This window comes from Streptomyces sp. NPDC030245 (assembly GCF_055572995.1).
The window spans coordinates 32,981-53,569 of record NZ_JBVICF010000020.1; the positions used below are offsets into that span (position 1 = coordinate 32,981).

Genomic DNA, 20,589 nt, shown 5'->3' on the forward strand with positions numbered 1-20,589 from the left:
CATGGAGGCTCTTCCTTCGTGGCGCAATGGTCGTTAGCCTCGGCCGGCCGGTGTCCCGGACGTCCGCGACAAGGGGAAGCCATGCCGTCGTACGAACAGCTGAGGGAGCTCCTCGACCCCGCCACCACGGCCCTGCTGACCGTCGAGTGCCAGCAAGGCGTCGTCGGCACCGAGACCGCCCTGCCCGAACTGGCCGCGGAGGCGCGCAAGTCCGGCGCCCTCGCCAACGTCGCCCGACTGGTGTCCGCGGCGCACCAGAGCGGCGTGCAGGTCCTGCACGCCGTCGCCGAACGGCGGCCCGACGGGCGCGGGGCCAGCCACAACGCCCGGCTCTTCCGGGCCGCCGAGCGACTGCCCGTACAGCAGCTCTCGGGCACCGCGGCCGTACGGATCGCGCCGCCGATCGAAGTGGCCGACGAGGACTTCGTCGTACGACGCCTGCACGGCCTGTCACCCCTCGCGGGCACCGACGTGGACCCGCTGCTGCGCAACCTCGGCTGCCGCACCCTGCTGGTCACCGGCGTCTCGGCCAACGTCGCGATACCGAACGCCGTGTTCGACGCCGTGAACCTCGGCTACACCGCCGTCGTGCCCGCCGACGCCATCGCCGGAGTCCCCGCCGACTACACACCCGCCATGATCCGCCACACCCTCGCGCTCGTCGCCACCGTCACCACCACGCGGGACGTGCTCGGCGCCTGGAAGCGGCCGGGCCGCACCGGATAGACCAGCTTGCTCTCGCGTCAGACCAGCTTGATCGCGTCACCCGCCACGGTGATCTCGGCCGCCGGCAGGGGCCCCGGCGCGGGGCCACCCCGCACGCTGCCGTCCGCGATGTCGAACTTGCTGCCGTGGCACGGGCAGTTGACGGTGCCGCCCTCGACGCTCGTCACCGGGCACTGCTTGTGGGTGCAGCGGTTGGAGAAGGCCTTGAACTCGCCCTTCGTGGGCTGGGTGACCACGATCTGTTCATCCTTGAAGATCTTGCCGCCGCCCACGGGGATGTCCGACGTCTTCGCCAGTACGGCCCCGCCCGCGCCACCGTCGCCCCCGCCCTCCGTCTCCTCCCGGCCCGCCGGTTCGGACGAGCTCTTGTCGTCACCGGCGCCGCAGGCGGTGAGGGCGGCGGCGATGCCCGCGGCTCCGATGGTTGCCACGACCGTGCGGCGGCAGGGCGCAGACACGGTCTCTTCGGAAGTCGTCGTGCGTGGCAGTGAAGTCGTCATACACGGTGGTACGCAACCACGGGCCGCCGTGTTCAAGCGCTCAAGGATTTCCCGAGGAAATCGAGTTCGAGCCGCAGCAGGTTCGCCGCCACCTCGCCCTCGGAGACCAGATGGCCCGCGCCGGGCAGCGGCAGCACGGTGTGCGGGCGGCCGGCGGCCAGCAGCGCCGCGGAGAAGCGCAGCATGTGCACGGGAAGGACGTTGTTGTCCGCGAGCCCGTGCACCAGCATCAACGGCCGCTCAAGGCGGTGCGCGTGCGCGACCAGCGAACAGCGCTCGTACTGGTCGGGCAGGACGTCGGGATGGCCGAGATAGCGCTCCTTCCAGTGCGTGTCGTACAGCCGCAGGTCCGTCGGCGCGGCACCCGCCACCGCGGCGTGGAAGACATCGGGCCGGTGCAGCACGGCGCCCGCCGCGAGATAGCCGCCGAAGGACCAGCCGCGGATGCCCACCCGCTCCAGGTCGAGGTCGGGGAAGCGCTCGGCGGCGGCGTGCAGCGCGTCCACCTGGTCGTCGAGCACCGGCGTCAGCTGGTCGCCGTGCACGGCCTTCTCCCACGCGTCGCCACGGCCCGGCGTGCCGCGCCCGTCCGTGATCAGCACCGCGTACCCCTGCTCGGCGAACCACTGCGCCACGATCGTCCACCACGCGCGCGCGTGGACCACGAGTTGGATTCCTGGACCCGCGTAAGGGCAGAGCAGTACCGGCAGCTTCGCGGCGCCGGGCTCGTGCCAGGACGGCAGGTACAGCGCGCTCCGCAGCTCCCGCTCGCCGAGGGTGAGGTGGCGTGGCCGGGGGACCACCACCGGCTCCTGGGCGAGGACCGCGATCCGCCCGACCGGTACGCCGCCGCGCAGCACGGTCACCGTCTGTCCCTCGGGCGTCCGGCTGTCGAGGACCACGGTGTCGCCGCCGACGGCCGCGGTGTGCACCCCGGGCCCCTCGCTGATCTGCCGCAGAGTGCCGGTACGACGCTCGGGGTCGGGCTCGTCGTCCTGGTGGTCGAACGACCAGACGTGCACCTCCGTGGGCTCGTACGAGGCGGTGAACCACACCCGGTCGCCCACGCCGCCCAGCACCTCGCGCACCTGGAGACCGCGCGGCGTCCTGGTGTTGCCGACCCGCAGGCCACGTGTGCCGCCGCGTACGTTCCAGTGCGCCACGACCCGCCCGCTCGCAAGACGCAGCGGTACGCCCGGCATCAACTCCAGCCAGGCCGGGTCGCGTCGGTGCGCGACCGGCTCCGCCTCACCGGTGGCGGGGTCCACCTCCAACGCGTACAGGGAACGCTGGTCCCGGGTCTGCATCGTGACCAGGGGGCCATGGGCGTCCCAGCCCACCGTGGGCACGTACTCGAAGGCGCCGTCCGTCCACTCTCCGTAGAGGTGGTGGTCCGCCACGCGCTCCGGAGTGCGCACCGCGACCCGCGTCCCGTCCACGCGCACGATGTGCAGTGACGTCTCGGCGTTGGCGGTGCCTGCCGCCGGATAGCGGACCGCGCGAGGCGGCAGCTCGGGCCGTGCCGGATCGGACAGCCACCAGCGCCGCACCCGCGACGCGTCCACGCGCGCGACGATCAGCGCGTCGCTCTCCGGAGACCACCAGAAACCGCGCTGCCTGCCCATCGACTCGGCGGCGACATGATCGGCGAGACCGTACGTCACGTCGTCGCCCTCGGGCTCAGCGAGCGCCCGGTCACCCGTGCCGTCGACGCCGACGACGCGCAGGGCGCCCCCGGTGACGTACGCGACGCGGCTCCCGTCGGGCGACGGGCGCGGGTCGACCACCGGCCCCGCCGTACGGATCCGGCGCGGTGCCCCACCGTCCGTCGACACCACCCACAGCACGCCGCCCAGCGCGACAGCGGCCACGCGCGCGTGGTGGTCGGTCGCGAAAGCCACCACTCCATGTGCCGCTTCCCGCGCCCGCTCCCTGCGGATCCGTTCCGCCTCCGGCACCGGTCCCGCCCCGCCCAACGCCAACGGGTCGACCAGCATGCGCTCGGCCCCGTCCTCGTACACCCACAGCCTGCCCACCGGATCGTCGCCGGCGGTGGACCGCACGAACAGCACCCGCGCACCGTCCGGCGAGACCGTGAAGCCGTGTGGCACACCCAGCGAGAAGCGGCGCGTACGCGCGAACTGCCGAGGGAGGTCAAGGGAGGCCATGCCGGGCACTGTAGGCACAGGGTCACGTGATCGAACAGGGCCCGACCGGCAGTAACCTGGGGCAATGCTCAGCGAAGTCACCGCGGTCCGCTATGTCACGCCCCTACGGGAGGGTGGCTCGCTGCCCGGGGTCGTCGAGACCGACGACCGCGGCACCTACGGAACGTACGTCATCAAGTTCACCGGCGCGGGACAGGGGCGCAAGACGCTCGTCGCCGAGGTGGTCTGCGGTGAGCTCGCCCGCAGGCTCGGTCTGCGGATGCCGCGGCTCGTCGGGATCCGGCTCGACCCGGTGCTCGGCCTCGGCGAACCCGACGAGCGGGTGCAGGAACTGCTCAAGGCGAGCGGCGGGCTCAACCTCGGCATGGAATTCCTGTCGGGCGCCCTCGGCTTCGACCCGCTCGCCCACGACGTGGACGCGGCGGAGGCGGGCCGCGTCGTCTGGTTCGACGCCCTGATCAACAACGTGGACCGCTCCTGGCGCAACCCGAACCTGCTCCTGTGGCAGGGCGACCTGTGGCTCATCGACCACGGGGCCAGCATGATCTGGCACCACAACTGGCGCACCGCGGAGACCGCCGCCGCCAAGCCGTACGACGCCTCGGACCACGTCCTCGCCCCCTACGGGCCCGACGTCGCGGCGGCCGCCGCCGAGCTCGCCCCCCTCGTCACCGAGGAACTGCTCACCGACGTCGTGGCCCAGGTGCCCGAGGAGTGGCTGACGGACGAGCCGGGCTTCGACAGCGCGGACGCCGTCCGCCGCGCGTACGTGGCCGCTCTGCTGCCGCGTGCCGGGACCATCCACGAGCGGATCACCCTGCCGGTGACCGAGCCGAAGGGCGCCCTCAAGTGACCCAGCAGAACGCGCCCGCACGGGACGGGCGGAACCAGCCCGCACGGGACGTATTCGAGTACGCGCTGGTGCGCGTCGTGCCGCGCGTGGAGCGCGGCGAGCAGTTCAACGCGGGGGTGCTGGTCTACTGCCGCGCCAAGTCCTTCGTGGCCGCCCGCACGCACCTGGACGAGGCCAAGCTCCTCGCCCTGGACCCGGCGGCCGACGTGGCCGGCATCAGGGCCTCGCTCGGCGCGGTCGAGCGGATCTGCCGGGGCGGCGCGGCCGCCGGGCAGGCCGAGCGCGACGACGCGGGACGGCGCTTCCGCTGGCTGATCGCGCCCCGCTCCACGGTGGTACAGCCGGGACCGGTGCACACCGGCCTGACGGCGGATCCCGAGGCCGAGGTGAACCGTCTCCTCGACCTGTTGGTGAGGTAAAGCGGCACGGCTCTCCTGGTTGCCGTTGACACCCGGTGCCAGGGCTTCTAGCGTCTCGTCCAGCTGAAGGTACTAAGCGGTCGCTCACCACCGGGGCGTACCGTAGAGCCGCATCCCAAGGGCGAGGAGAACCAGCATGTCCACCACTGAGCAGCGCGTCGCTGTCGTGACCGGCGCAGCGCGAGGCATCGGCGCGGCGACCGCCGTACGGCTCGCCGCCGAGGGCCGCGCCGTGGCCGTCATCGACCTCGACGAGGCCGCCTGCAAGGACACCGTCGCGCAGATCACCGCGGCCGGTGGCAGGGCGCTCGCCGTCGGCTGCGACGTCTCCGACGAGGCACAGGTCGAGGCCGCCGTCGCCCGTATCGCCGAGGAGCTCGGCGCGCCGACGATCCTCGTCAACAACGCCGGCGTGCTCCGCGACAACCTCCTCTTCAAGATGAGCGCGAGCGACTGGGACACGGTCATGAACGTGCACCTGCGCGGCGCCTTCCTGATGTCGAAGGCCTGCCAGAAGCACATGGTGGACGCGGGCTTCGGCCGCATCGTCAACCTCTCCTCGTCCTCCGCGCTCGGCAACCGCGGCCAGGTCAACTACGCCGCCGCCAAGGCCGGCCTCCAGGGCTTCACGAAGACCCTCGCCAAGGAGCTCGGCAAGTTCGGCGTCACCGCCAACTCCGTCGCCCCGGGCTTCATCGTCACCGAGATGACGAAGGCCACCGCGGACCGCGTCGGCATGGGCTTCGAGGAGTTCCAGGCCGCGGCCGCCACCCAGATCCCGGTCCAGCGCGTCGGCCGCCCCGAGGACATCGCCAACGCCATCGCCTTCTTCACGGGCGACGCCGCGGGCTTCGTCTCCGGGCAGGTCATGTACGTCGCCGGCGGCCCGCTCAACTGACCCGGAAGCTGGAAGGCAGATCATGGCTGTGCAGGACAGCGGGAAGGCCGCGCTCGTCACGGGCGCGAGCCGCGGCATCGGATACGGCATCGCCGAGGCGCTGGTCGCCCGCGGCGACCGGGTCTGCATCACCGGACGCAACGAGGACGCCCTCAAGGAGGCCGTCGAGAAGCTCGGCTCCGACCGGGTCATCGGCGTCGCGGGCAAGGCCCACGATGAGGCGCACCAGGCGGTCGCCGTCGAGCGCGCGATGGAGGCGTTCGGCCGCGTCGACTTCCTGATCAACAACGCGGGCACGAACCCGGTCTTCGGACCGATGGCCGAGCTCGACCTGAACGTGGCGCGCAAGGTGTTCGAGACCAACGTCGTCTCGGCGCTCGGCTTCGCCCAGCAGACCTGGAAGGCCTGGCAGAGCGAGAACGGCGGCGCGATCGTGAACATCGCCTCCGTGGCCGGCGTCTCCGCCTCGCCGTTCATCGGCGCGTACGGGATGAGCAAGGCCGCCATGGTCAACCTCACCCTGCAACTGGCGCACGAGTTCGCGCCGAAGGTGCGCGTGAACTCCATCGCACCCGCGGTCGTCAAGACCAAGTTCGCCCAGGCGCTGTACGAGGGCCGCGAGGCGGAGGCGGCCGCCTCCTACCCGCTCGGCAGGCTCGGGGTGCCGGAGGACATCGGGGGCGCGGCCGCGTTCCTCACGTCCGCCCAGTCCGACTGGATCACGGGCCAGACACTCGTGGTCGATGGCGGCATCTTCCTCAATGCGGGCGTCGGCTGACGAAGGCCGCACACCGGCCGAGTGCATCGCTTTCAGTGACGTACACGCGCATCAAGTGCCCTGTCGGCGCCGAGACTTGGCCCGGCGGGGCACTGCGATATTGTCTGCCGATCCCATGGCATGGCCGATCGAGGAGCGTGCGCGTGTTCAGTGAAGTCCCCCCTGCCAAGCGGACCCGGGGTCTGCGCCCGGTGGCGGCGATCGCGTCGATATCCCTGCTCGCCGGTTGTGGGGTGTTCTCGTCCGAGGGGTCGGACGACGAGGAGCGGATCACCGTCGGCACGATGAGCGCGCCGACCACCCTGGACCCCGCGAAGGCCTGGGACAGCTCCTGGGAGCTCTACAGGAACGTTTTCCAGACGCTGCTCAGCTTCCCCTCGGGGGCCACCGAGCCCGAGCCGGACGCCGCCGAGTCCTGCGAGTTCAGCGACGCCTCCAACACGGTCTTCGTCTGTGAGCTCCGCGAGGGCCTGCGGTTCTCCGACGGCGACGAGCTGGACGCGGCGGCCGTGAAGCACTCCTTCGACCGCATGCTGACCCTCGACGCCAAGAAGGTGGTGAAGGGCGGTCCCGCGGGGCTCCTGGGCTCGCTCGACAAGGTCGAGACGAAGAGCGACCGGACGGTCGTCTTCCGCCTCAAGAAGGCCGACGCCACGTTCCCGTTCGTCCTCGCGACACCGGCCATGTCGATCGTCGACCCCGCCGAGTACCCGGCGGACAGACTCCGCGAGGGCAACGAGGTCACCGGCTCCGGGCCCTACACCCTGGAGGCGTACACCCCGAACCAGAAGGCCGAGCTGGTCAAGAACGACAGCTACAAGGGCGCGGCCGACGTCAAGAACGACGCCGTGACCATCCGTTACTTCAAGAAGTCGGCGGCCATGGTCGACGCCCTCAAGGACAAGCAGATCGACGTGACGTTCCGAGGCCTGGCCTCCGAGGACATCGTCGCCATGCAGGGCAGGGGCAGACGCGAGCAGGACATCGAGCTCGTCGAGGGCTCGGGCACCGAGATCCGCTACCTCGTGTTCAACACCAAGGACCCGTGGGCGCGGAAGCTCCCGGTCCGGCAGGCCTTCGCGCAGCTCGTCGACCGCGGGGCCATCGCCCACAAGATCTACAAGGACACCGTCGAACCGCTGTACTCCATGGTCCCCAGGGGCCTCACGGGCCACGCCACCGGGTTCTTCGACGACTACGGGAACCCCAGCGTGGCCAAGGCCAGGAAGATCCTCACCGACGCCGGCATCCACCAGCCGGTGCCGCTCACCCTCTGGTACACCACCGACCGCTACGGCTCGGCGACCGAGCCGGAGTTCGCCGAGCTCAAGCGGCAGCTGGAGGCCTCGGGCCTGTTCAGGATCACCCTGAAGAGCCGCCCCTGGACCGAGTTCCAGGAGGGGTACAGCAAGGGCGAGTACCCGGTCTTCGGGCGCGGCTGGTTCCCCGACTTCCCCGACGCGGACAACTTCATCGCGCCGTTCGTCGGCCCCAAGAACGTGCTCAACACGCCCTACCCCTCGAAGGAGATCACCGACGAGGTGCTGCCCCGCCAGCGCAGGGAGGCCGACCGCGGCGCGGTGATCGACGAGTTCGAGCGGGCCCAGGAGATCCTCGTCGACGACGTCAGGCTGCTGCCGCTGTGGCAGGGCAAGCAGTACATCATGTCCAGCGAGGAGATCGCGGGCGGCGAGCGCGCCCTGGACCCCTCGGCGATCATGATGATGTGGGAGTTGCAGCGCAAGACCAGCTGGTAGCGCGGGCGGGGCGGAGAGGCGTCGCCCGGCCGGTGCGGAGCAGCGTCGGACGGGCGGGGCGGTCGATTGTCAGTGGTCGCCGGTAGGTTCTGTGGTGAGAAGTGACCGCACACCGGAGGTTGTTGACGTGACCGACATCGCCATGCTGCCCGCGTCCTGGCGCGGAGTCCTCGGCGGGGAGCTCCAGAAGCCCTACTTCAAAGAGCTCACCGAGTTCGTCGAGCAGGAGCGGGCGAAGGGCCCCGTCTACCCTCCGCGCGAGGAGGTCTTCGCCGCCCTGGACGCGACGCCGTACGACCGGGTCAAGGTCCTGGTCCTCGGCCAGGACCCGTATCACGGCGAGGGGCAGGGGCACGGCCTCTGCTTCTCCGTGCGCCCCGGTGTGAAGACCCCACCCTCCCTGCGGAACATCTACAAGGAGATGAAGGAGGAGCTCGGCCACCCCGTCCCGGACAACGGCTATCTGATGCCGTGGGCCCAGCAGGGCGTCCTCCTGCTGAACGCGGTCCTGACGGTCCGCGCCGGCGAGGCCAATTCCCACAAGGGCAAGGGCTGGGAGAAGTTCACGGACGCGGTGATCCGCGCGGTGGCCGACCGCCCCGACCCCGCCGTCTTCGTCCTCTGGGGGAATTACGCCCAGAAGAAGCTGCCGCTCATCGACGAGGAGCGGCACGTCGTCGTGAAGGGCGCGCACCCCTCGCCGCTCTCCGCGAAGAGGTTCTTCGGCTCCCGCCCCTTCACACAGATCAACGAAGCGGTCGCCGCGCAGGGCCACGAGCCGATCGACTGGCGGATCCCGGACATAGGCTGACGTCAGCCCGCGAAGACATGGGCGAGGGAGTACGGGGTGGTGGACTGCCCGCTCCGCGCGGTGAACGAACCGGCTCCGGTGAGCCCGGCGAGGCCACCGGTGCCCGAGCCGGGCAGCACGGTGAGAGAGCACTCGATGGTTCCGTCGGCGCCGAAGGAACCGCGCTGCTCGATCACGAAGGAGCCCGTGCGGCCGTCGAGCGTCCCGTCGATGAACTCGTAGCCGACAAAGGTGCCGACCGTCTCGCTCGTGTACGCGATGGTGTACTCGCAGGAGGTGCCCTTCGCCTCGACGCCGCCCGTGTAGTCGTTGGTGACGGTGGCGTGCGTGATGCGTGCGCCACCGTCCGCGCCGGCGACAGGGCGCTCGTCCCAGCCGGCGAAGGTGAAGGTGCCGGTAGCGGTGCTGGTCGCAGTGGTGTCGGTGCTGTGCTCGGTCATGGTTCTCCTCGACGGTAGGGCCCACTGCCTGTGCGGGGGGCGCCGTGCGCAGGACACTGCCAGCCGTACCTGACATCTTCTGTCAGGTACTGAGGCAGAATTGATCGCGTGCGCGCCGACCGGCTCCTGGCCCTTCTCCTGCTGCTCCAGAACCGTGGGCGCATGACCGCGCCGGAGCTCGCGGAAGAGCTGGAGGTCTCGGTCCGGACCGTCTACCGGGACGCCGAGGCGCTCGCCGCCTCCGGCGTGCCCGTCTACGCGGAGCGCGGTCCCGCCGGCGGCTTCCGGCTCCTCGACGGCTACCGCACCCGGCTGACGGGACTCACCGACGACGAAGCCGACTCGCTGGCCCTCGCCGGAATGCCGGGGGCCGCCGCCGAGCTCGGCCTGGGCGCGGAACTGGCCACCGCGCAACTGAAGTTGGCGGCAGCCCTGCCCACCGGGCTCGGGGAGCGGTCGCGGCGCATCCAGGAGCGCTTCCACCTCGACGCGGCCGCCTGGTTCCGCACGACGGAACCGGCGCCGCTGCTCGCCGTGGTCGCCGACGCGGTGTGGCGGCAGCGAGTGCTGCGGGCCCACTACCGGCGCTGGGGCGGCGAAGTCCGGCGTGAGCTGCACCCTTTGGGGCTGGTCCTCAAGGCGGGCAACTGGTACCTGGTCGCGGCGGCCGACGGTGCTGTGCGTACGTACAGGGTGTCGCGGTTCATGGCGGTGACGGTGACTCTGGAGCCCTGCGAGCGCCCGGACGGCTTCGACCTCGCGGCGTACTGGGAGGCGTCGTCGCGCGGCCTCGAAGCGCGGGTGCTGCGGGGCACGGCACGGCTGAGGGTCTCCCCGGCGGGGCGACGGCTGCTGCCCGCCATGTTCGGGACGGCGGGGGCGCGGGCCGTGGAGGGCGCCGGCGCCGCCGACGCGGACGGCTGGACCGAGGTCGATCTCGACGTGGAGGAACTGCCGGTGGCGGTCGGCGACATCCTCCGGCTCGGCCTGGAGGCGGAGGTGCTCGGCCCACCCGAGCTCCGCGCCGAGGTCGCGAGGAGCGTCACCGGGCTGGCCCAGCGGTACGCGTGAGCACCCCCCGCCCGAACGTGCCTGACCGCGATTGTCAGTGGTGGCCGCTAGCGTCGTGAGGGATGGGGGCGATGGCCGGCACGACCACGGAGGATCCGTTGACGGAGCAGCAGGAGCACACGGCGGAAGACGCGATGATGACGCGGATCGGGCAGGCGGTCATGCTGCACCACGGCGGCGACCGCGAGGAGGCACAGGACCGCTTCCTCGGCCTCTGGGGGGAGATCGGCGAGTCCGGCGACCCGCTGCACCGCTGCACGCTCGCGCACTACATGGCGGACACACAGGCCGACCCTTCGGACGAACTGGCCTGGGATCTCCGGGCCTTGTCGGCGGCGCACGAGCTCACCGACGAGCGGCTGAGCGAACACCACCAGTCGCTGGCGGTGCGCGGTTTCTACCCCTCCCTGCACCTGAACCTCGCCGCGGACTACGTGAAGCTCGGCCGCCCGGAAGCGGCCCGCGCCCATCTGCGCCGGGCACGTGGCGCGGTGGGCGCGCTGGAGGACGACGGATACGGCAGAGGCATCAAGGAGGCCATCGCCCGACTGGAGGGGGAGGTGGGGGAGGGGAGCGAGGAGGAGTAGAGAGGGAGGGGGCAGAAGGTTGTTGGGTAGGGGACGCGCCTTGCGGGGGCGCTGGGTCAATGGCCGTACGTGTTGCGGCAGATGACGGCTTGGGGACTGCCGGGGTCCCACTTGCCGTATACCTCGCCGAGTGCGCAGACGTCCGTGCCCGGTGCCGCGGCGGGGGCCGTGATGGGGGCCGGTCGGGGGGCTCCCGCATCGGGGCGCGCGGGGACAGGTCTGCGCACGGGCGCCGAGGGTGGGGGAGGGGGTGCGGGTGCCGGGCGGTCGTGGGTGTGCGGCGGGCCGGAAGGCATGGTGGCTCCTGCTCCTGCCCCTGACCCGGCTTCGGACTTACGGGGGGAGGGGCGCCGGGGCGGGCCCATGCGCTCCAGTGCCTCCCGGGCCGGGGCCTGCACGAGGTGCGGCCGGTTCGTGCCGTCGGTGCGGGCCGCGGGCGGCGGTCCGGTGACCGCGGAGGGGGCGGGCGCCGCGGGCCGCTCGAGGCTCACGCAGCCGGAGGCGGCGGCCGAGACGGCGGCGGAGACGAGGAGCGCGGCGGCGGCAGTGGTCGTCGGTCGAGGCACCCGCACAACCATGGTGCGCCCGGCGCACGTTGGGAGTGAAATCCGCGAGGTTGCCCCGCACGGGTGACGGATCGGCTGGGGGAGGGGCGCCCACCGTCACCCACCGCTCATTCAGCGGGGGGCCCGGGGGCTCCGCGCCACGGGGAGCAGGCCCCGTATGCTGCGGGAACGGCGACCGCGGCCCCCGGACGGAGCACGGAGGCGACGGTTCGCGACCCAGCACAGCGGTAGACCGGGCCAGTGGCAACAGCAACAGCAGTGGCCATGGCAGTGGTCGGTAGGGAGACAGTGGTGAAGATCGGCTGCATCGGACTCGGCGACATCGCGCAGAAGGCGTATCTGCCGGTCCTCACCACCCAGCCGGGGGTCGAGCTGCACTTGCAGACGCGTACGCCCGCGACCCTCGCCCGGGTCGCCGACGTCCACCACATCCCCGCATCGCGCCGCCACACCGATCTGGACGCCCTGCTCGCCCAGGGGCTCGACGCCGCCTTCGTGCACGCGCCGACCGCCGTGCACCCGGAGATCGTCACCCGCCTCGTCGAAGCCGGCGTGCCGACCTACGTGGACAAGCCCATCGCGTACGAACTCGCCGACTCCGAACGCCTCGTGCGCCTCGCCGAGGAGCGCGGGGTGAGCCTCGCCGTCGGCTTCAACCGCCGTCACGCGCCCGGTTACGCGCAGTGCCTGGAGCACCCGCGCGAGGTGATCCTGATGCAGAAGAACCGCGTGGGCCTGCCCGAGGACCCGCGCACGCTCGTGCTCGACGACTTCATCCACGTCGTGGACACCCTGCGGTTCCTGGCGCCGGGACCGATCGACGACGTCACGGTGCGCTCCCGGGTCCGGGACGGGCTCATGCACCATGTGGTGGTGCAGCTGGCGGGCGACGGGTTCGTCGCGATCGGCATGATGAACCGGCTCAGCGGCTCCTCGGAGGAGATCCTCGAGGTCTCCGGGCAGGACACCAAGCGCCAGGTGGTCAACCTCGCCGAGATCGTCGACCACAAGGGCCAGCCCAGTGTGCGGCGGCGCGGCGACTGGGTGCCGGTGGCCCGGCAGCGCGGCATCGAGCAGGTGGTGCTCGCCTTCCTCGACGCAGTGCGCGCGGGCAAGGTGCTCAGCGCCCGGGACGCACTGGCGACCCATGAGCTGTGCGAGCGCGTGGTCCGTGCCGCTCTGGAGCAGGCCGCCTGAGAGCGCGCAGTACCTCGGCCGCGGCCAGCGCCGCGAGCACGACGAGCGCGGCGTGCACGGACCAGTCGCCCCACTTGACGTAGGCCGTCTCGCCCTTGCCCAGCGGTACGTCGTACACCGCCGCGGCGCTCGCCGACGTGCCGAGCGGGCTGCCGACGCGCGAACCGTCCGGGGCGTGGACCGCGGAGACGCCGGTGAGCGTGGCGTGCACCATGGGGCGGCCGGTCTCGGCGGCCCGCACCGCCGCGAGCGACGCGTGCTGGTCGGGCGCCCAACTGGACTGGAACGACGACGTGGCGGACTGGGCGAGCAGCAGCTGCGCGCCGTCACGGGTGAGCCGGCGGCTCATGTCGGGGAACGCCGACTCGAAGCAGACGAGGGGGCCGACGCGCAGGGCGCGGCCGGTGCCGGTGCCGCGTTCGCTGTCATGTCCGGCTCCGGTGGCGTGTCCGGTGTCCATCACCACCTGCCGGTCGCCGCGCCTGCGGTCCTCGCCCGCGGCCTTGCCGACGGACGTCGCCCAGCCGAGCAGGGAGCGGGCCGGGATGTACTCGCCGAACGGCACGAGCCGCATCTTGTCGTAGCGGTCGCCGGTCGGCCCGTCCGGGCCCACCAGGACGGAACTCTTGAATATGCCGGGGCGGTCGGAGCGGCGCGCGTCGACGTTCACCATGATGTCCGCGCCGACCTCGCGGGAGAGCGCGGTGATCCGGCGCGCGACGTCCGGCCGGTCGGCCAGGTCGTAGCCGACGCTGCTCTCGCCCCAGACGACGAGGTCCGGGTCCCGGCCCACCAGTGTCCGGGTCAGCGCCTCCTCGCGGGCCAGCCGCTTGTCGGCGCTGGCGATGCCGTCTTCTATGATGCCCGGCTGCACGACGGCGACGCGGACGTGCCCGGCGGGCTCGGGCCGGGGCGCCCAGGCCCAGGCGGCGGAGGTGGCGGCGACGACGGCGAGGAGACCGGCGAGGGCGGGGACGACGGGGGCAGTGGGGGCGGCCGGGGTGGTGGACGCGGGCGCGACGGAGGCGGGTGAGGGCGACGTCCGGGTGGTTGACGTCCCCGTGGGTGACGTACGGGCGACTGGTACGTAGGGACCCGGTACGTACGGATCCGATGCAGCGGCAGCCGACACAGACGATGCCGACCCACGCGCCGCCGCGGACGATGCCCGCCCACGCGCCACCGCAGCGACCGCCAAAAGTGCGACCCCCGTGTTCAGCGCCACGACGAACGCGCTGATCAGCCACACCCCGCCCACCGAGGCGAGCCGCAGCGCGGGCGTCACCTGCCACTGACTGGAGCCGAGCAGCCCCCACGGGCCGCCCAAGCCCTCCCAGGACCGGACCAGTTCGACCATCAGCCAGCCCGAGGGCAGCACGACGAGCGCGGCCGCGGCGCGTCGGGACGTCGGCGCTCCGCCGAGGAACCGGCGCACCAGCCAGCCCCAGGGGGCCCACAGCAGACCGAGCAGCGCGGCGATGACCACCGTGAAGACGTGCAGGCTCGGCAGCAGCCAGTGGTGCACGGCGACCATGAAGCCGAGGCCGCCGAGCCAGCCGTCGAGCGCGGCCCGCCGGGCGGTCGGGGCCGACCTGGCAAGGAGCATCCAGGGCACGAGCGCGACGTACGCGAACCACCACAGCGACGGTGCGGGGAACGCCAGCGCGGGCAGCGCCCCGGCCGTGACGGCGAGGCCGCCGCGCCACCGGCGCGACGCGAGCATCCGCGTCACACGCGGCCCGTGCCGCTCCCACCGGCCGTCGCCGAACTGGTCCATGCAGTGCCTCCCTAGCCCCCCGACGCCGGTCGTACCCACGTACCCATCAGTGTGCGGGTCATGAACGATCTAGGACAGTGGACCGGGGACGGATGGGGAGAAGCCCGGACGGATCTTGAGCGGAGGTCGAGCGAGGGTCACCTGTCGGAGGCCGCCGCCCGCCGGTCGGGCTGCTCCCGCGCGCCGCTCACCTGCCGCCACTTCTCCGTGACGACCACTTGGCCCAACCGCCACCCACTGGACGTACGCAGGAGTGCGAAGCCGTAGCGGCCGCCGCAGACGAAGTCCGGGGCGGTCGACGGCGCCGGGCGCGGTGCCGAGCCGGCGCGCTCCGCGAACCGCATGGGGTTCACATAGTCGGCCTGGACGCGGGCGGTGTCGCCGACGTCCTGGTCGAGCGTGCCGAACTCCAGCTTGCGGTTGGTGATCAGATGCTGGCGCATGGGGAACATCCGCATCGTCTCCGCCAGCCAAGCGGCGATCTCGTCGGCTCCCCCTTCGATGCCGCCCGCGGAGCGGTAGTCGGCGCGCCCGCCCGGGGCGAACAGCTGTCGGTAGGCGTCCCAGTCACCGTCGTCGACGGTCACCGCGTACTCGGTGATGAGGGCATCGACGGCCAACCGGTCGATCACGGCGGCGAGTTCCATGCGCTGCGTCATCGGCTCAGTGTTGGGCACAGGAGGTGCCGAGCCAAGGGGGCGTGCTGCTCCGCCTACGCGGCCTTCACCATCTCCTCGCGGACCGCGGCGGCCCACTCCGTCACCAACCGCTCGTACTCCCGGCGCTGTTCGGCGGAGAGCCGGCCGCCGGTGCGCAGCCACAGGCCGCGGATCCGCTCGTTCAGCTCGGCGGAAGAGCGTGCGGAACCATGGGGTGGAGGGGTTAAGGGCATGGCGTCAGCCTAGGGGATGGGTACGACATTCGGAACTGTCAGCTACCGCACACCTGCGCCACGTGACCACCGCCACGTCCGCCCCGGATTCCGGGCGTCGGGGCTCGACGCTCGCCGCACCGGTGGCGCCCGTCACGCGGGCGCCACCGGTGCCACCTCACCCGGCCGCGCAGGAGGCGGTTCCGCTCACGCGACGCCGGTGACCGTGCCCGCGCCGACCGTGCGCCCGCCCTCGCGGATCGCGAAGCCGAGGCCCGTCTCCAGCGGCACGTCGCGGCCCAGTTCGACCGTCATCGTGACCGTGTCGCCGGGGCGGGCCACGGCGGCCTCGCCGAGGTCGACGTCGCCGACCACGTCCGCGGTGCGGATGTAGAACTGCGGCCGGTACCCCGTGGCGATCGGCTTCGTACGGCCCCCTTCGCGCGCCGACAGGACGTACACCTGTGCGGTGAAACGGCGCCGTGGCGTGACACTGCCGGGCGCCGCGACCACATGACCGCGTCGTACGGCGTCGCGTGGCAGACCGCGCAGCAGCAGCGCGACGTTGTCACCCGCCTGCGCCTCCTCCATCGGCTTGCCGAAGGTCTCCAGGCCGGTGACGACCGTCTCCGTGTCCGCGCCGAGCACCTCCACGCGGTCCCCGAGGCGGACCGTGCCGCGCTCCACCGCGCCGGTGACGACGGTGCCGCGCCCGGTGATGGTCAGCACGTTCTCGACGGACAGCAGGAACGGCGCGTCGAGATAGCGCTCGGGCATCGGCACGTACGTGTCCACGGCGTCCAGCAGCGCCTCGATCGAGGACGTCCACCGCGGGTCGCCCTCCAGCGCCCTGAGCCCCGATACCCGTACGACGGGGACCGCGTCCCCTCCGTACCCGTGCGCGGAGAGCAGGTCGCGGACTTCGAGCTCGACGAGGTCGGTGAGCTCCTCGTCCCCGGCGTCGGCCTTGTTGAGGGCGACGACGATGTGGTCGACGCCGACCTGCCGGGCGAGCAGCACGTGCTCGGCGGTCTGCGGCATGATCCCGTCGAGCGCCGACACGACGAGGATCGCCCCGTCCAGCTGCGCCGCGCCGGTGACCATGTTCTTGATGTAGTCCGCGTGGCCCGGCATGTCCACGTGCGCGTAGTGCCTGGTGTCGGTCTCGTACTCGACGTGCGCGATGTTGATGGTGATGCCGCGCTGCGCCTCCTCCGGCGCGCGGTCGATGCGGTCGAAGGAGACGTACTGCGTGCTGCCGCCGGTACCGCGCTCGCTCAGGACCTTGGTGATGGCGGCGGTCAGCGTGGTCTTGCCGTGGTCGACGTGGCCCATGGTGCCGATGTTCAGGTGCGGCTTCGTGCGGACGTAGGCGGTCTTGGACATGGCGGTCTTGGACATGGTGGTTCCTTCTCCGGAACTCGAAGCTGTTGTCCCGTTCCCGCGGCGTGCGCGCGGTCGGGACGGGGACCCCGGGGGCCTGACCGACCCTCCCCCTGTGGGGTCCGCCGGAATGTCCGGGGAGGGTCAGCTTCGGGTGCCGTCGAAGGCGGCCGGTGCGTCGAAGGCGGCGAGTGCGGGGACGGCAGCCTTCGCAGCGCCCGCGACTGCGGGCGTGGCTGCGAGGAAGGCGTACCGGAACATGTGCCTGATCCTCACCGAAGGAGCCGCGCACGTCGAATGGTTTTCGCACGCACGGCGCCCTCGTCAGAGGTTCTTCAGGGCCTCCCGCACCGACAGCGGCGCCAGCCTCCGCCGTTCCCGCTCCACGAAGGCGCGTACGGCCGCCGGGTCGGTCTTGGCGTACTCGCGCAGGCACCAGCCGATGGCCTTGCGGATGAAGAAGTCGGGATGCCCGGACTGACGTGCGCAGTAGGCGAAGAGGCGCTCCGCGTCGGTGGCCGACCTGTACCGGAGCTGGTGGAGAAGGGCGGTGCGGGCCACCCACAGGTCGTCGTCCTCGATCCACTTGTCCATGGCGGCCCGCAGCCCCGGGTCGGCCGCGACGAGCCCGCCGACGACGTGCGCGGCGAGCAGGTCGACCGTGTCCCACCACGGGCGCGTCGTGACGAGGTGCCGGACCACGGGCAGGAAGCCGGAGGAGCAGCGCCGCACGTGGCGGCGCAGGTAGTCGACGGCGAAGTAGGCGTACTCCCGCTCGGGCAGCTCCCAGCAGCGCAGCGCGATCGCCGCGCAGTCGGTCTCGTCGGGGCGCGGGGTGCGGGCGAGGACGGCGCGGGACAGGTCGCGGCGCACCGGTGAGGCCAGTCCGAGGAAGGGGGCGACGTCCTTCATGTACGCCCTCATCTGCGCGGCCCGCTCCGGATCGGCCGCTGCCCGGTAGGTCGTGACGAGCCGTTCGAGGACCGTGTCGGCCAGCTCACTTCGCGGCGGCGTTACCGGGACTGTGACGCTCATGAGACGCACCATACGGCGATCAGACACATCTGCCGGTTACTCTTCCGGGATGTCCCAGACCGTCACCGCCCGCCCGCAGGGCCTCGCCGTGCGCTGCGCCAGAGTGCTCCTCTCGCCGTGGTCGCGACTGTCCTTGCTGGTGGCGCTGCTGGCCGCGGCGGCCACCTGCGTGCTCCTCTTCGAGCCGCAGCGGCTCCTCTCCGACGGCTGGCCCGCGCAGTTGGGCGGCGCCACGGCGGTGGCCCTGTTCGCCGTGGCGTACGGCGCGTGCACCGCCGCGTTCGTGCCGCGTCCGCTGCTCAATCTGGCGGCGGGCGCGCTCTTCGGCTCACAGGCGGGGCTCGTCGCCGCGATCGCCGGCACGGTCTTCGGTGCCGGGATCGCCTTCGGGCTCGGCCGGATGCTGGGCCAGGACGCGCTGCGGCCGCTGCTGCGCGGCCGCTGGCTGAAGGCGGCCGACGGCCAGCTCAGCCGGCACGGGTTCCGGTCGATGCTGGCCGTGCGGCTGTTCCCCGGTGTGCCGTTCGCCGCGGCCAACTACTGCGCCGCGGTGTCCCGCATGGGCTGGCTGCCGTTCCTGCTCGCCACGGGCCTGGGGTCGATCCCCAACACGGCGGCGTACGTCATCGCGGGCGCCCGCGCGTCGACGCCGACGTCGCCCGTCTTCCTGATCGCGATGGGGTTCATCGCGGTGACGGGGCTCGGGGGAGCGGCGGTGGCGTGGTTCAAACGCCACCACTTCCGCGGCGACCGCTGAGTCCGCCGCGGTCGTCCCTCACCTTCTCTCGCGACCTACTCTCGGGACCTTCTCTCGCGCGCTACAGCGCTTCCAGGATCGTCGCGTTGGCGAGTCCGCCCGCCTCGCACATGGTCTGGAGGGCGTACCGTGCGCCGCGTGCGCGCATCGCGTGGACGAGCGTGGTCATCAGCCGGGTGCCGCTGGCCCCGAGCGGGTGGCCGAGGGCGATGGCGCCGCCGTGCACGTTGACCTTCGCGGGGTCGGCGCCGGTCTCCTGGAGCCAGGCGAGGACGACGCTCGCGAAGGCCTCGTTGACTTCGAAGAGGTCGATGTCGTCGAGGGTCAGCGAGGCCCTGCGCAGCACCTTCTCGGTGGCGGGCAGGATGCCGGTGAGCATGAGGAGCGGATCGGAGCCGGTGACGGCGAAGCTGTGCAGCCGGGCGAGCGGGCGCAGGCCGAGCCGGGCGGCGTTCTCGCCGGTCGTGATGAGGACGGCGGACGCGCCGTCGTTGACGGGGCTGGCGTTGCCCGCCGTCACGGACCATTCGATCTGCGGGAAGCGCTCGGCGAAGTGCGGGTCGTAGTAGGCGGGCTTGAGGCCGGCGAGGACCTCGGGTGTGGTGGTGGGGCGTACGGACTCGTCGCGGGTGAGGCCCGCGATCGGCGCGGTCTCGGCGTCGAACAGACCGCTGTCCCAGGCGCGCGCGGCCCGCTGGTGCGAGACCGTCGCGAACTCGTCCATCCGCTCACGCCCGATGGACCACTTCGCGGCGATGAGTTCGGCGCTGATGCCCTGCGGGACGAGGCCTTCCGGGTAGCGCTCGGCGACGCCGGGCCCGAACGGGTCGGCCCCCTCGGGCACGTTCGACCACATGGGTACGCGGCTCATCGACTCCACACCACAGGCGACGGCCATGTCGTACGCGCCCGACATGACGCCCTGCGCCGCGAAGTGCACGGCCTGCTGGGAGGAGCCGCACTGCCGGTCGACGGTGGTCGCGGGCACGGACTCGGGGAAGCCGGCCGACAGGACGGCGTAGCGGGTGGTGTTCATGGCCTGCTCGGCGACCTGGTCGACGGTGCCGCCGATCACGTCGTCGACGAGGGCCGGGTCGATTCCGGTGCGTTCGACGAGGGTGCGCAGGGTGTGGGCGAGGAGCTCGACGGGGTGGACGGCGGCGAGGGCGCCCTGGGGCTTGCCCTTGCCGACGGGGGTGCGTACGGCTTCGACGATGACGGCGTCACGCATGATCCGGGCCTCTCTCGACTACCAGCGAACTGCTCTTTAGTGAGTAGGAAATCCAAACTCACCATAACCAAGCGAGTTGGAAAAACAAACCCTCTCGGGTCGGCGCCCTACACTGCCCGCATGAAGGATCCGCGCCCCTGCTCCATCGCCGACGCCCTCGCCCTCGTCGGCGAGAAGTACTCCCTGCTGGTGCTCCGCGAGGTGTGCCTCGGCAACGAACGCTTCGACCAGCTGGTACGCAACACCGGCGCGCCCCGAGACGTCCTCGCGACGCGCCTGCGCCGCCTGGTCGAAGCGGGCGTCCTGGAGAAGGTGACGTACAGCGAACGCCCGCAGCGCTTCCTCTACCGGCCGACGGCCGCGGGCCTCGAACTGGAGCCCGTCCTGATGACCCTGATGGCCTGGGGCGACCGCCACCTGCGGGGCGACCGTGAGCGTCCGATGGTGCTCGAACACTCCTGCGGCCATGAACTGGTTCCGGTGGTGACGTGCTCGGCCTGCGGCGACGCGGTCCACCACGACGACCTCACCGCCCATCCGCAGGCCCCGGGCTGGACGACGGCGGGCCCGACGGCGGACGCGGCGGCGGGCCCGCACACGCGGTCCCCGGTCTCCCCTCCCACCGCCTCGTAACCCAGGACCGCTACGCTGCCCCCAACGAGGGACGTGATCACCCGCAAGGGGCATGATCACCCCTCACCCTTCCAGCTACGCCCCGCTATGACCGCTTCGACCGCATCCGCGGCCTGATGATCAGTACTTGG

General features: G+C 71.9%; 22 protein-coding genes. 12 read left to right on the plus strand and 10 right to left on the minus strand.

Translation table 11 applies throughout. The annotated features are described in order from the left end of the window. The first annotated feature begins 81 nt into the window (after positions 1-81). Positions 82-726 (plus strand): cysteine hydrolase family protein, encoded by a 645-nt coding sequence (locus tag ACZ4Z4_RS37540; RefSeq protein WP_468338117.1) that lies wholly within the window; start codon positions 82-84, stop codon positions 724-726. 17 nt (positions 727-743) lie between these two features. Here ACZ4Z4_RS37540 and ACZ4Z4_RS37545 read toward each other — a convergent pair whose 3' ends face one another. Together ACZ4Z4_RS37545 and ACZ4Z4_RS37550 are read right to left on the minus strand one after the other, a co-directional pair. Further along, positions 744-1,226, minus strand: coding sequence for a Rieske (2Fe-2S) protein (locus ACZ4Z4_RS37545; RefSeq protein WP_468338120.1), 483 nt, complete (start codon positions 1,224-1,226; stop codon positions 744-746). A gap of 32 nt (positions 1,227-1,258) precedes the next feature. Next, positions 1,259-3,394: a S9 family peptidase gene (locus tag ACZ4Z4_RS37550; RefSeq protein ID WP_468338123.1), complete on the minus strand. Its 2,136-nt coding sequence runs from the start codon at positions 3,392-3,394 to the stop codon at positions 1,259-1,261. 64 nt (positions 3,395-3,458) lie between these two features. Here ACZ4Z4_RS37550 and ACZ4Z4_RS37555 point away from each other — a divergent pair, with 64 nt between their 5' ends. From ACZ4Z4_RS37555 to ung, 6 genes are all read left to right on the plus strand, one after another. Further along, positions 3,459-4,247 (plus strand): HipA family kinase, encoded by a 789-nt coding sequence (locus tag ACZ4Z4_RS37555; RefSeq protein ID WP_468338126.1) that lies wholly within the window; start codon positions 3,459-3,461, stop codon positions 4,245-4,247. Beyond that, positions 4,244-4,666, plus strand: a complete 423-nt coding sequence (locus tag ACZ4Z4_RS37560; protein ID WP_468338129.1) for a DUF3037 domain-containing protein — start codon at positions 4,244-4,246, stop codon at positions 4,664-4,666. The genes ACZ4Z4_RS37555 and ACZ4Z4_RS37560 overlap by 4 nt, the downstream gene beginning before the upstream one ends. A 136-nt stretch (positions 4,667-4,802) precedes the next feature. Then, complete coding sequence (gene fabG / locus ACZ4Z4_RS37565) at positions 4,803-5,564, plus strand: 3-oxoacyl-ACP reductase FabG (RefSeq protein ID WP_468338132.1); 762 nt, start codon at positions 4,803-4,805, stop codon at positions 5,562-5,564. A 22-nt stretch (positions 5,565-5,586) separates the two neighbouring features. Then, positions 5,587-6,342, plus strand: coding sequence for an SDR family oxidoreductase (locus tag ACZ4Z4_RS37570; RefSeq protein ID WP_468338135.1), 756 nt, complete (start codon positions 5,587-5,589; stop codon positions 6,340-6,342). Between the two features lie 137 nt (positions 6,343-6,479). After that, positions 6,480-8,099 carry an ABC transporter substrate-binding protein gene (locus ACZ4Z4_RS37575; protein WP_468338137.1) on the plus strand — a complete coding sequence of 540 codons (1,620 nt, stop codon included), beginning with the start codon at positions 6,480-6,482 and terminating at the stop codon, positions 8,097-8,099. Positions 8,100-8,226: 127 nt separating this feature from the next. Next, a complete protein-coding gene (gene ung / locus ACZ4Z4_RS37580) occupies positions 8,227-8,910 on the plus strand; it encodes a uracil-DNA glycosylase (protein ID WP_468338140.1) in 684 nt (227 codons plus the stop codon). Positions 8,911-8,912: 2 nt separating this feature from the next. Here ung and ACZ4Z4_RS37585 read toward each other — a convergent pair whose 3' ends face one another. Continuing rightward, positions 8,913-9,350, minus strand: coding sequence for a DUF3224 domain-containing protein (locus tag ACZ4Z4_RS37585; protein ID WP_468338143.1), 438 nt, complete (start codon positions 9,348-9,350; stop codon positions 8,913-8,915). Positions 9,351-9,458: 108 nt separating this feature from the next. Here ACZ4Z4_RS37585 and ACZ4Z4_RS37590 point away from each other — a divergent pair, with 108 nt between their 5' ends. Both ACZ4Z4_RS37590 and ACZ4Z4_RS37595 read left to right on the plus strand, forming a co-directional pair. Further along, entirely contained in the window at positions 9,459-10,421 is a 963-nt protein-coding gene (locus ACZ4Z4_RS37590) for a helix-turn-helix transcriptional regulator (RefSeq protein ID WP_468338146.1), read from the plus strand. A 71-nt stretch (positions 10,422-10,492) separates the two neighbouring features. Next, positions 10,493-11,008 (plus strand): hypothetical protein, encoded by a 516-nt coding sequence (locus tag ACZ4Z4_RS37595; RefSeq protein WP_468338149.1) that lies wholly within the window; start codon positions 10,493-10,495, stop codon positions 11,006-11,008. A 56-nt stretch (positions 11,009-11,064) separates the two neighbouring features. Here the strand turns inward: ACZ4Z4_RS37595 and ACZ4Z4_RS37600 are convergent, their stop codons facing one another. After that, positions 11,065-11,574 (minus strand): hypothetical protein, encoded by a 510-nt coding sequence (locus ACZ4Z4_RS37600; protein ID WP_468338151.1) that lies wholly within the window; start codon positions 11,572-11,574, stop codon positions 11,065-11,067. A gap of 291 nt (positions 11,575-11,865) precedes the next feature. Here ACZ4Z4_RS37600 and ACZ4Z4_RS37605 point away from each other — a divergent pair, with 291 nt between their 5' ends. After that, the gene (locus ACZ4Z4_RS37605; RefSeq protein ID WP_468338332.1) at positions 11,866-12,771 is read left to right on the plus strand and encodes a Gfo/Idh/MocA family protein; all 906 of its coding nucleotides are present in this window, start codon (positions 11,866-11,868) and stop codon (positions 12,769-12,771) included. Here ACZ4Z4_RS37605 and lnt read toward each other — a convergent pair. The 5 genes from lnt to ACZ4Z4_RS37630 all read right to left on the minus strand — a co-directional run bounded on the left by lnt (position 12,695) and on the right by ACZ4Z4_RS37630 (position 17,837). Beyond that, complete coding sequence (lnt, locus tag ACZ4Z4_RS37610) at positions 12,695-14,548, minus strand: apolipoprotein N-acyltransferase (protein ID WP_468338153.1); 1,854 nt, start codon at positions 14,546-14,548, stop codon at positions 12,695-12,697. The genes ACZ4Z4_RS37605 and lnt overlap by 77 nt on opposite strands. Positions 14,549-14,685: 137 nt before the next feature. Further along, positions 14,686-15,207: a nuclear transport factor 2 family protein gene (locus ACZ4Z4_RS37615; protein ID WP_468338156.1), complete on the minus strand. Its 522-nt coding sequence runs from the start codon at positions 15,205-15,207 to the stop codon at positions 14,686-14,688. Positions 15,208-15,260: 53 nt separating this feature from the next. Further along, on the minus strand, positions 15,261-15,440 hold the full coding sequence (locus ACZ4Z4_RS37620) for a hypothetical protein (protein ID WP_468338159.1): 180 nt from the start codon (positions 15,438-15,440) through the stop codon (positions 15,261-15,263). A gap of 186 nt (positions 15,441-15,626) precedes the next feature. After that, complete coding sequence (tuf, locus tag ACZ4Z4_RS37625; protein ID WP_468338335.1) at positions 15,627-16,805, minus strand: elongation factor Tu; 1,179 nt, start codon at positions 16,803-16,805, stop codon at positions 15,627-15,629. A 321-nt stretch (positions 16,806-17,126) separates the two neighbouring features. Then, complete coding sequence (locus ACZ4Z4_RS37630; RefSeq protein ID WP_468338162.1) at positions 17,127-17,837, minus strand: DNA alkylation repair protein; 711 nt, start codon at positions 17,835-17,837, stop codon at positions 17,127-17,129. A gap of 49 nt (positions 17,838-17,886) precedes the next feature. Between ACZ4Z4_RS37630 and ACZ4Z4_RS37635 the strand changes: the two genes are divergently transcribed. Further along, the gene (locus ACZ4Z4_RS37635; RefSeq protein WP_468338165.1) at positions 17,887-18,594 is read left to right on the plus strand and encodes a TVP38/TMEM64 family protein; all 708 of its coding nucleotides are present in this window, start codon (positions 17,887-17,889) and stop codon (positions 18,592-18,594) included. A 61-nt stretch (positions 18,595-18,655) separates the two neighbouring features. Here ACZ4Z4_RS37635 and ACZ4Z4_RS37640 read toward each other — a convergent pair whose 3' ends face one another. Further along, positions 18,656-19,825 (minus strand): thiolase family protein, encoded by a 1,170-nt coding sequence (locus ACZ4Z4_RS37640; RefSeq protein WP_468338168.1) that lies wholly within the window; start codon positions 19,823-19,825, stop codon positions 18,656-18,658. Positions 19,826-19,945: 120 nt separating this feature from the next. Between ACZ4Z4_RS37640 and ACZ4Z4_RS37645 the strand changes: the two genes are divergently transcribed. Further along, the gene (locus ACZ4Z4_RS37645; RefSeq protein ID WP_468338171.1) at positions 19,946-20,458 is read left to right on the plus strand and encodes a winged helix-turn-helix transcriptional regulator; all 513 of its coding nucleotides are present in this window, start codon (positions 19,946-19,948) and stop codon (positions 20,456-20,458) included. The last annotated feature ends 131 nt before the right edge of the window (positions 20,459-20,589 follow it).

Coding starts and splice junctions, on each gene's coding strand:
- ACZ4Z4_RS37540 (WP_468338117.1), top strand. CDS start 82: ATGCCGTCGTACGAACAGCTGAGGGAGCTCCTCGACCCCGCCACCACG.
- ACZ4Z4_RS37545 (WP_468338120.1), bottom strand. CDS start 1,226: ATGACGACTTCACTGCCACGCACGACGACTTCCGAAGAGACCGTGTCT.
- ACZ4Z4_RS37550 (WP_468338123.1), bottom strand. CDS start 3,394: ATGGCCTCCCTTGACCTCCCTCGGCAGTTCGCGCGTACGCGCCGCTTC.
- ACZ4Z4_RS37555 (WP_468338126.1), top strand. CDS start 3,459: ATGCTCAGCGAAGTCACCGCGGTCCGCTATGTCACGCCCCTACGGGAG.
- fabG (WP_468338132.1), top strand. CDS start 4,803: ATGTCCACCACTGAGCAGCGCGTCGCTGTCGTGACCGGCGCAGCGCGA.
- ACZ4Z4_RS37570 (WP_468338135.1), top strand. CDS start 5,587: ATGGCTGTGCAGGACAGCGGGAAGGCCGCGCTCGTCACGGGCGCGAGC.
- ACZ4Z4_RS37585 (WP_468338143.1), bottom strand. CDS start 9,350: ATGACCGAGCACAGCACCGACACCACTGCGACCAGCACCGCTACCGGC.
- ACZ4Z4_RS37595 (WP_468338149.1), top strand. CDS start 10,493: ATGGCCGGCACGACCACGGAGGATCCGTTGACGGAGCAGCAGGAGCAC.
- lnt (WP_468338153.1), bottom strand. CDS start 14,548: ATGGACCAGTTCGGCGACGGCCGGTGGGAGCGGCACGGGCCGCGTGTG.
- ACZ4Z4_RS37615 (WP_468338156.1), bottom strand. CDS start 15,207: ATGACGCAGCGCATGGAACTCGCCGCCGTGATCGACCGGTTGGCCGTC.
- ACZ4Z4_RS37620 (WP_468338159.1), bottom strand. CDS start 15,440: ATGCCCTTAACCCCTCCACCCCATGGTTCCGCACGCTCTTCCGCCGAG.
- tuf (WP_468338335.1), bottom strand. CDS start 16,805: ATGTCCAAGACCGCCTACGTCCGCACGAAGCCGCACCTGAACATCGGC.
- ACZ4Z4_RS37630 (WP_468338162.1), bottom strand. CDS start 17,837: ATGAGCGTCACAGTCCCGGTAACGCCGCCGCGAAGTGAGCTGGCCGAC.
- ACZ4Z4_RS37635 (WP_468338165.1), top strand. CDS start 17,887: ATGTCCCAGACCGTCACCGCCCGCCCGCAGGGCCTCGCCGTGCGCTGC.
- ACZ4Z4_RS37640 (WP_468338168.1), bottom strand. CDS start 19,825: ATGCGTGACGCCGTCATCGTCGAAGCCGTACGCACCCCCGTCGGCAAG.
- ACZ4Z4_RS37645 (WP_468338171.1), top strand. CDS start 19,946: ATGAAGGATCCGCGCCCCTGCTCCATCGCCGACGCCCTCGCCCTCGTC.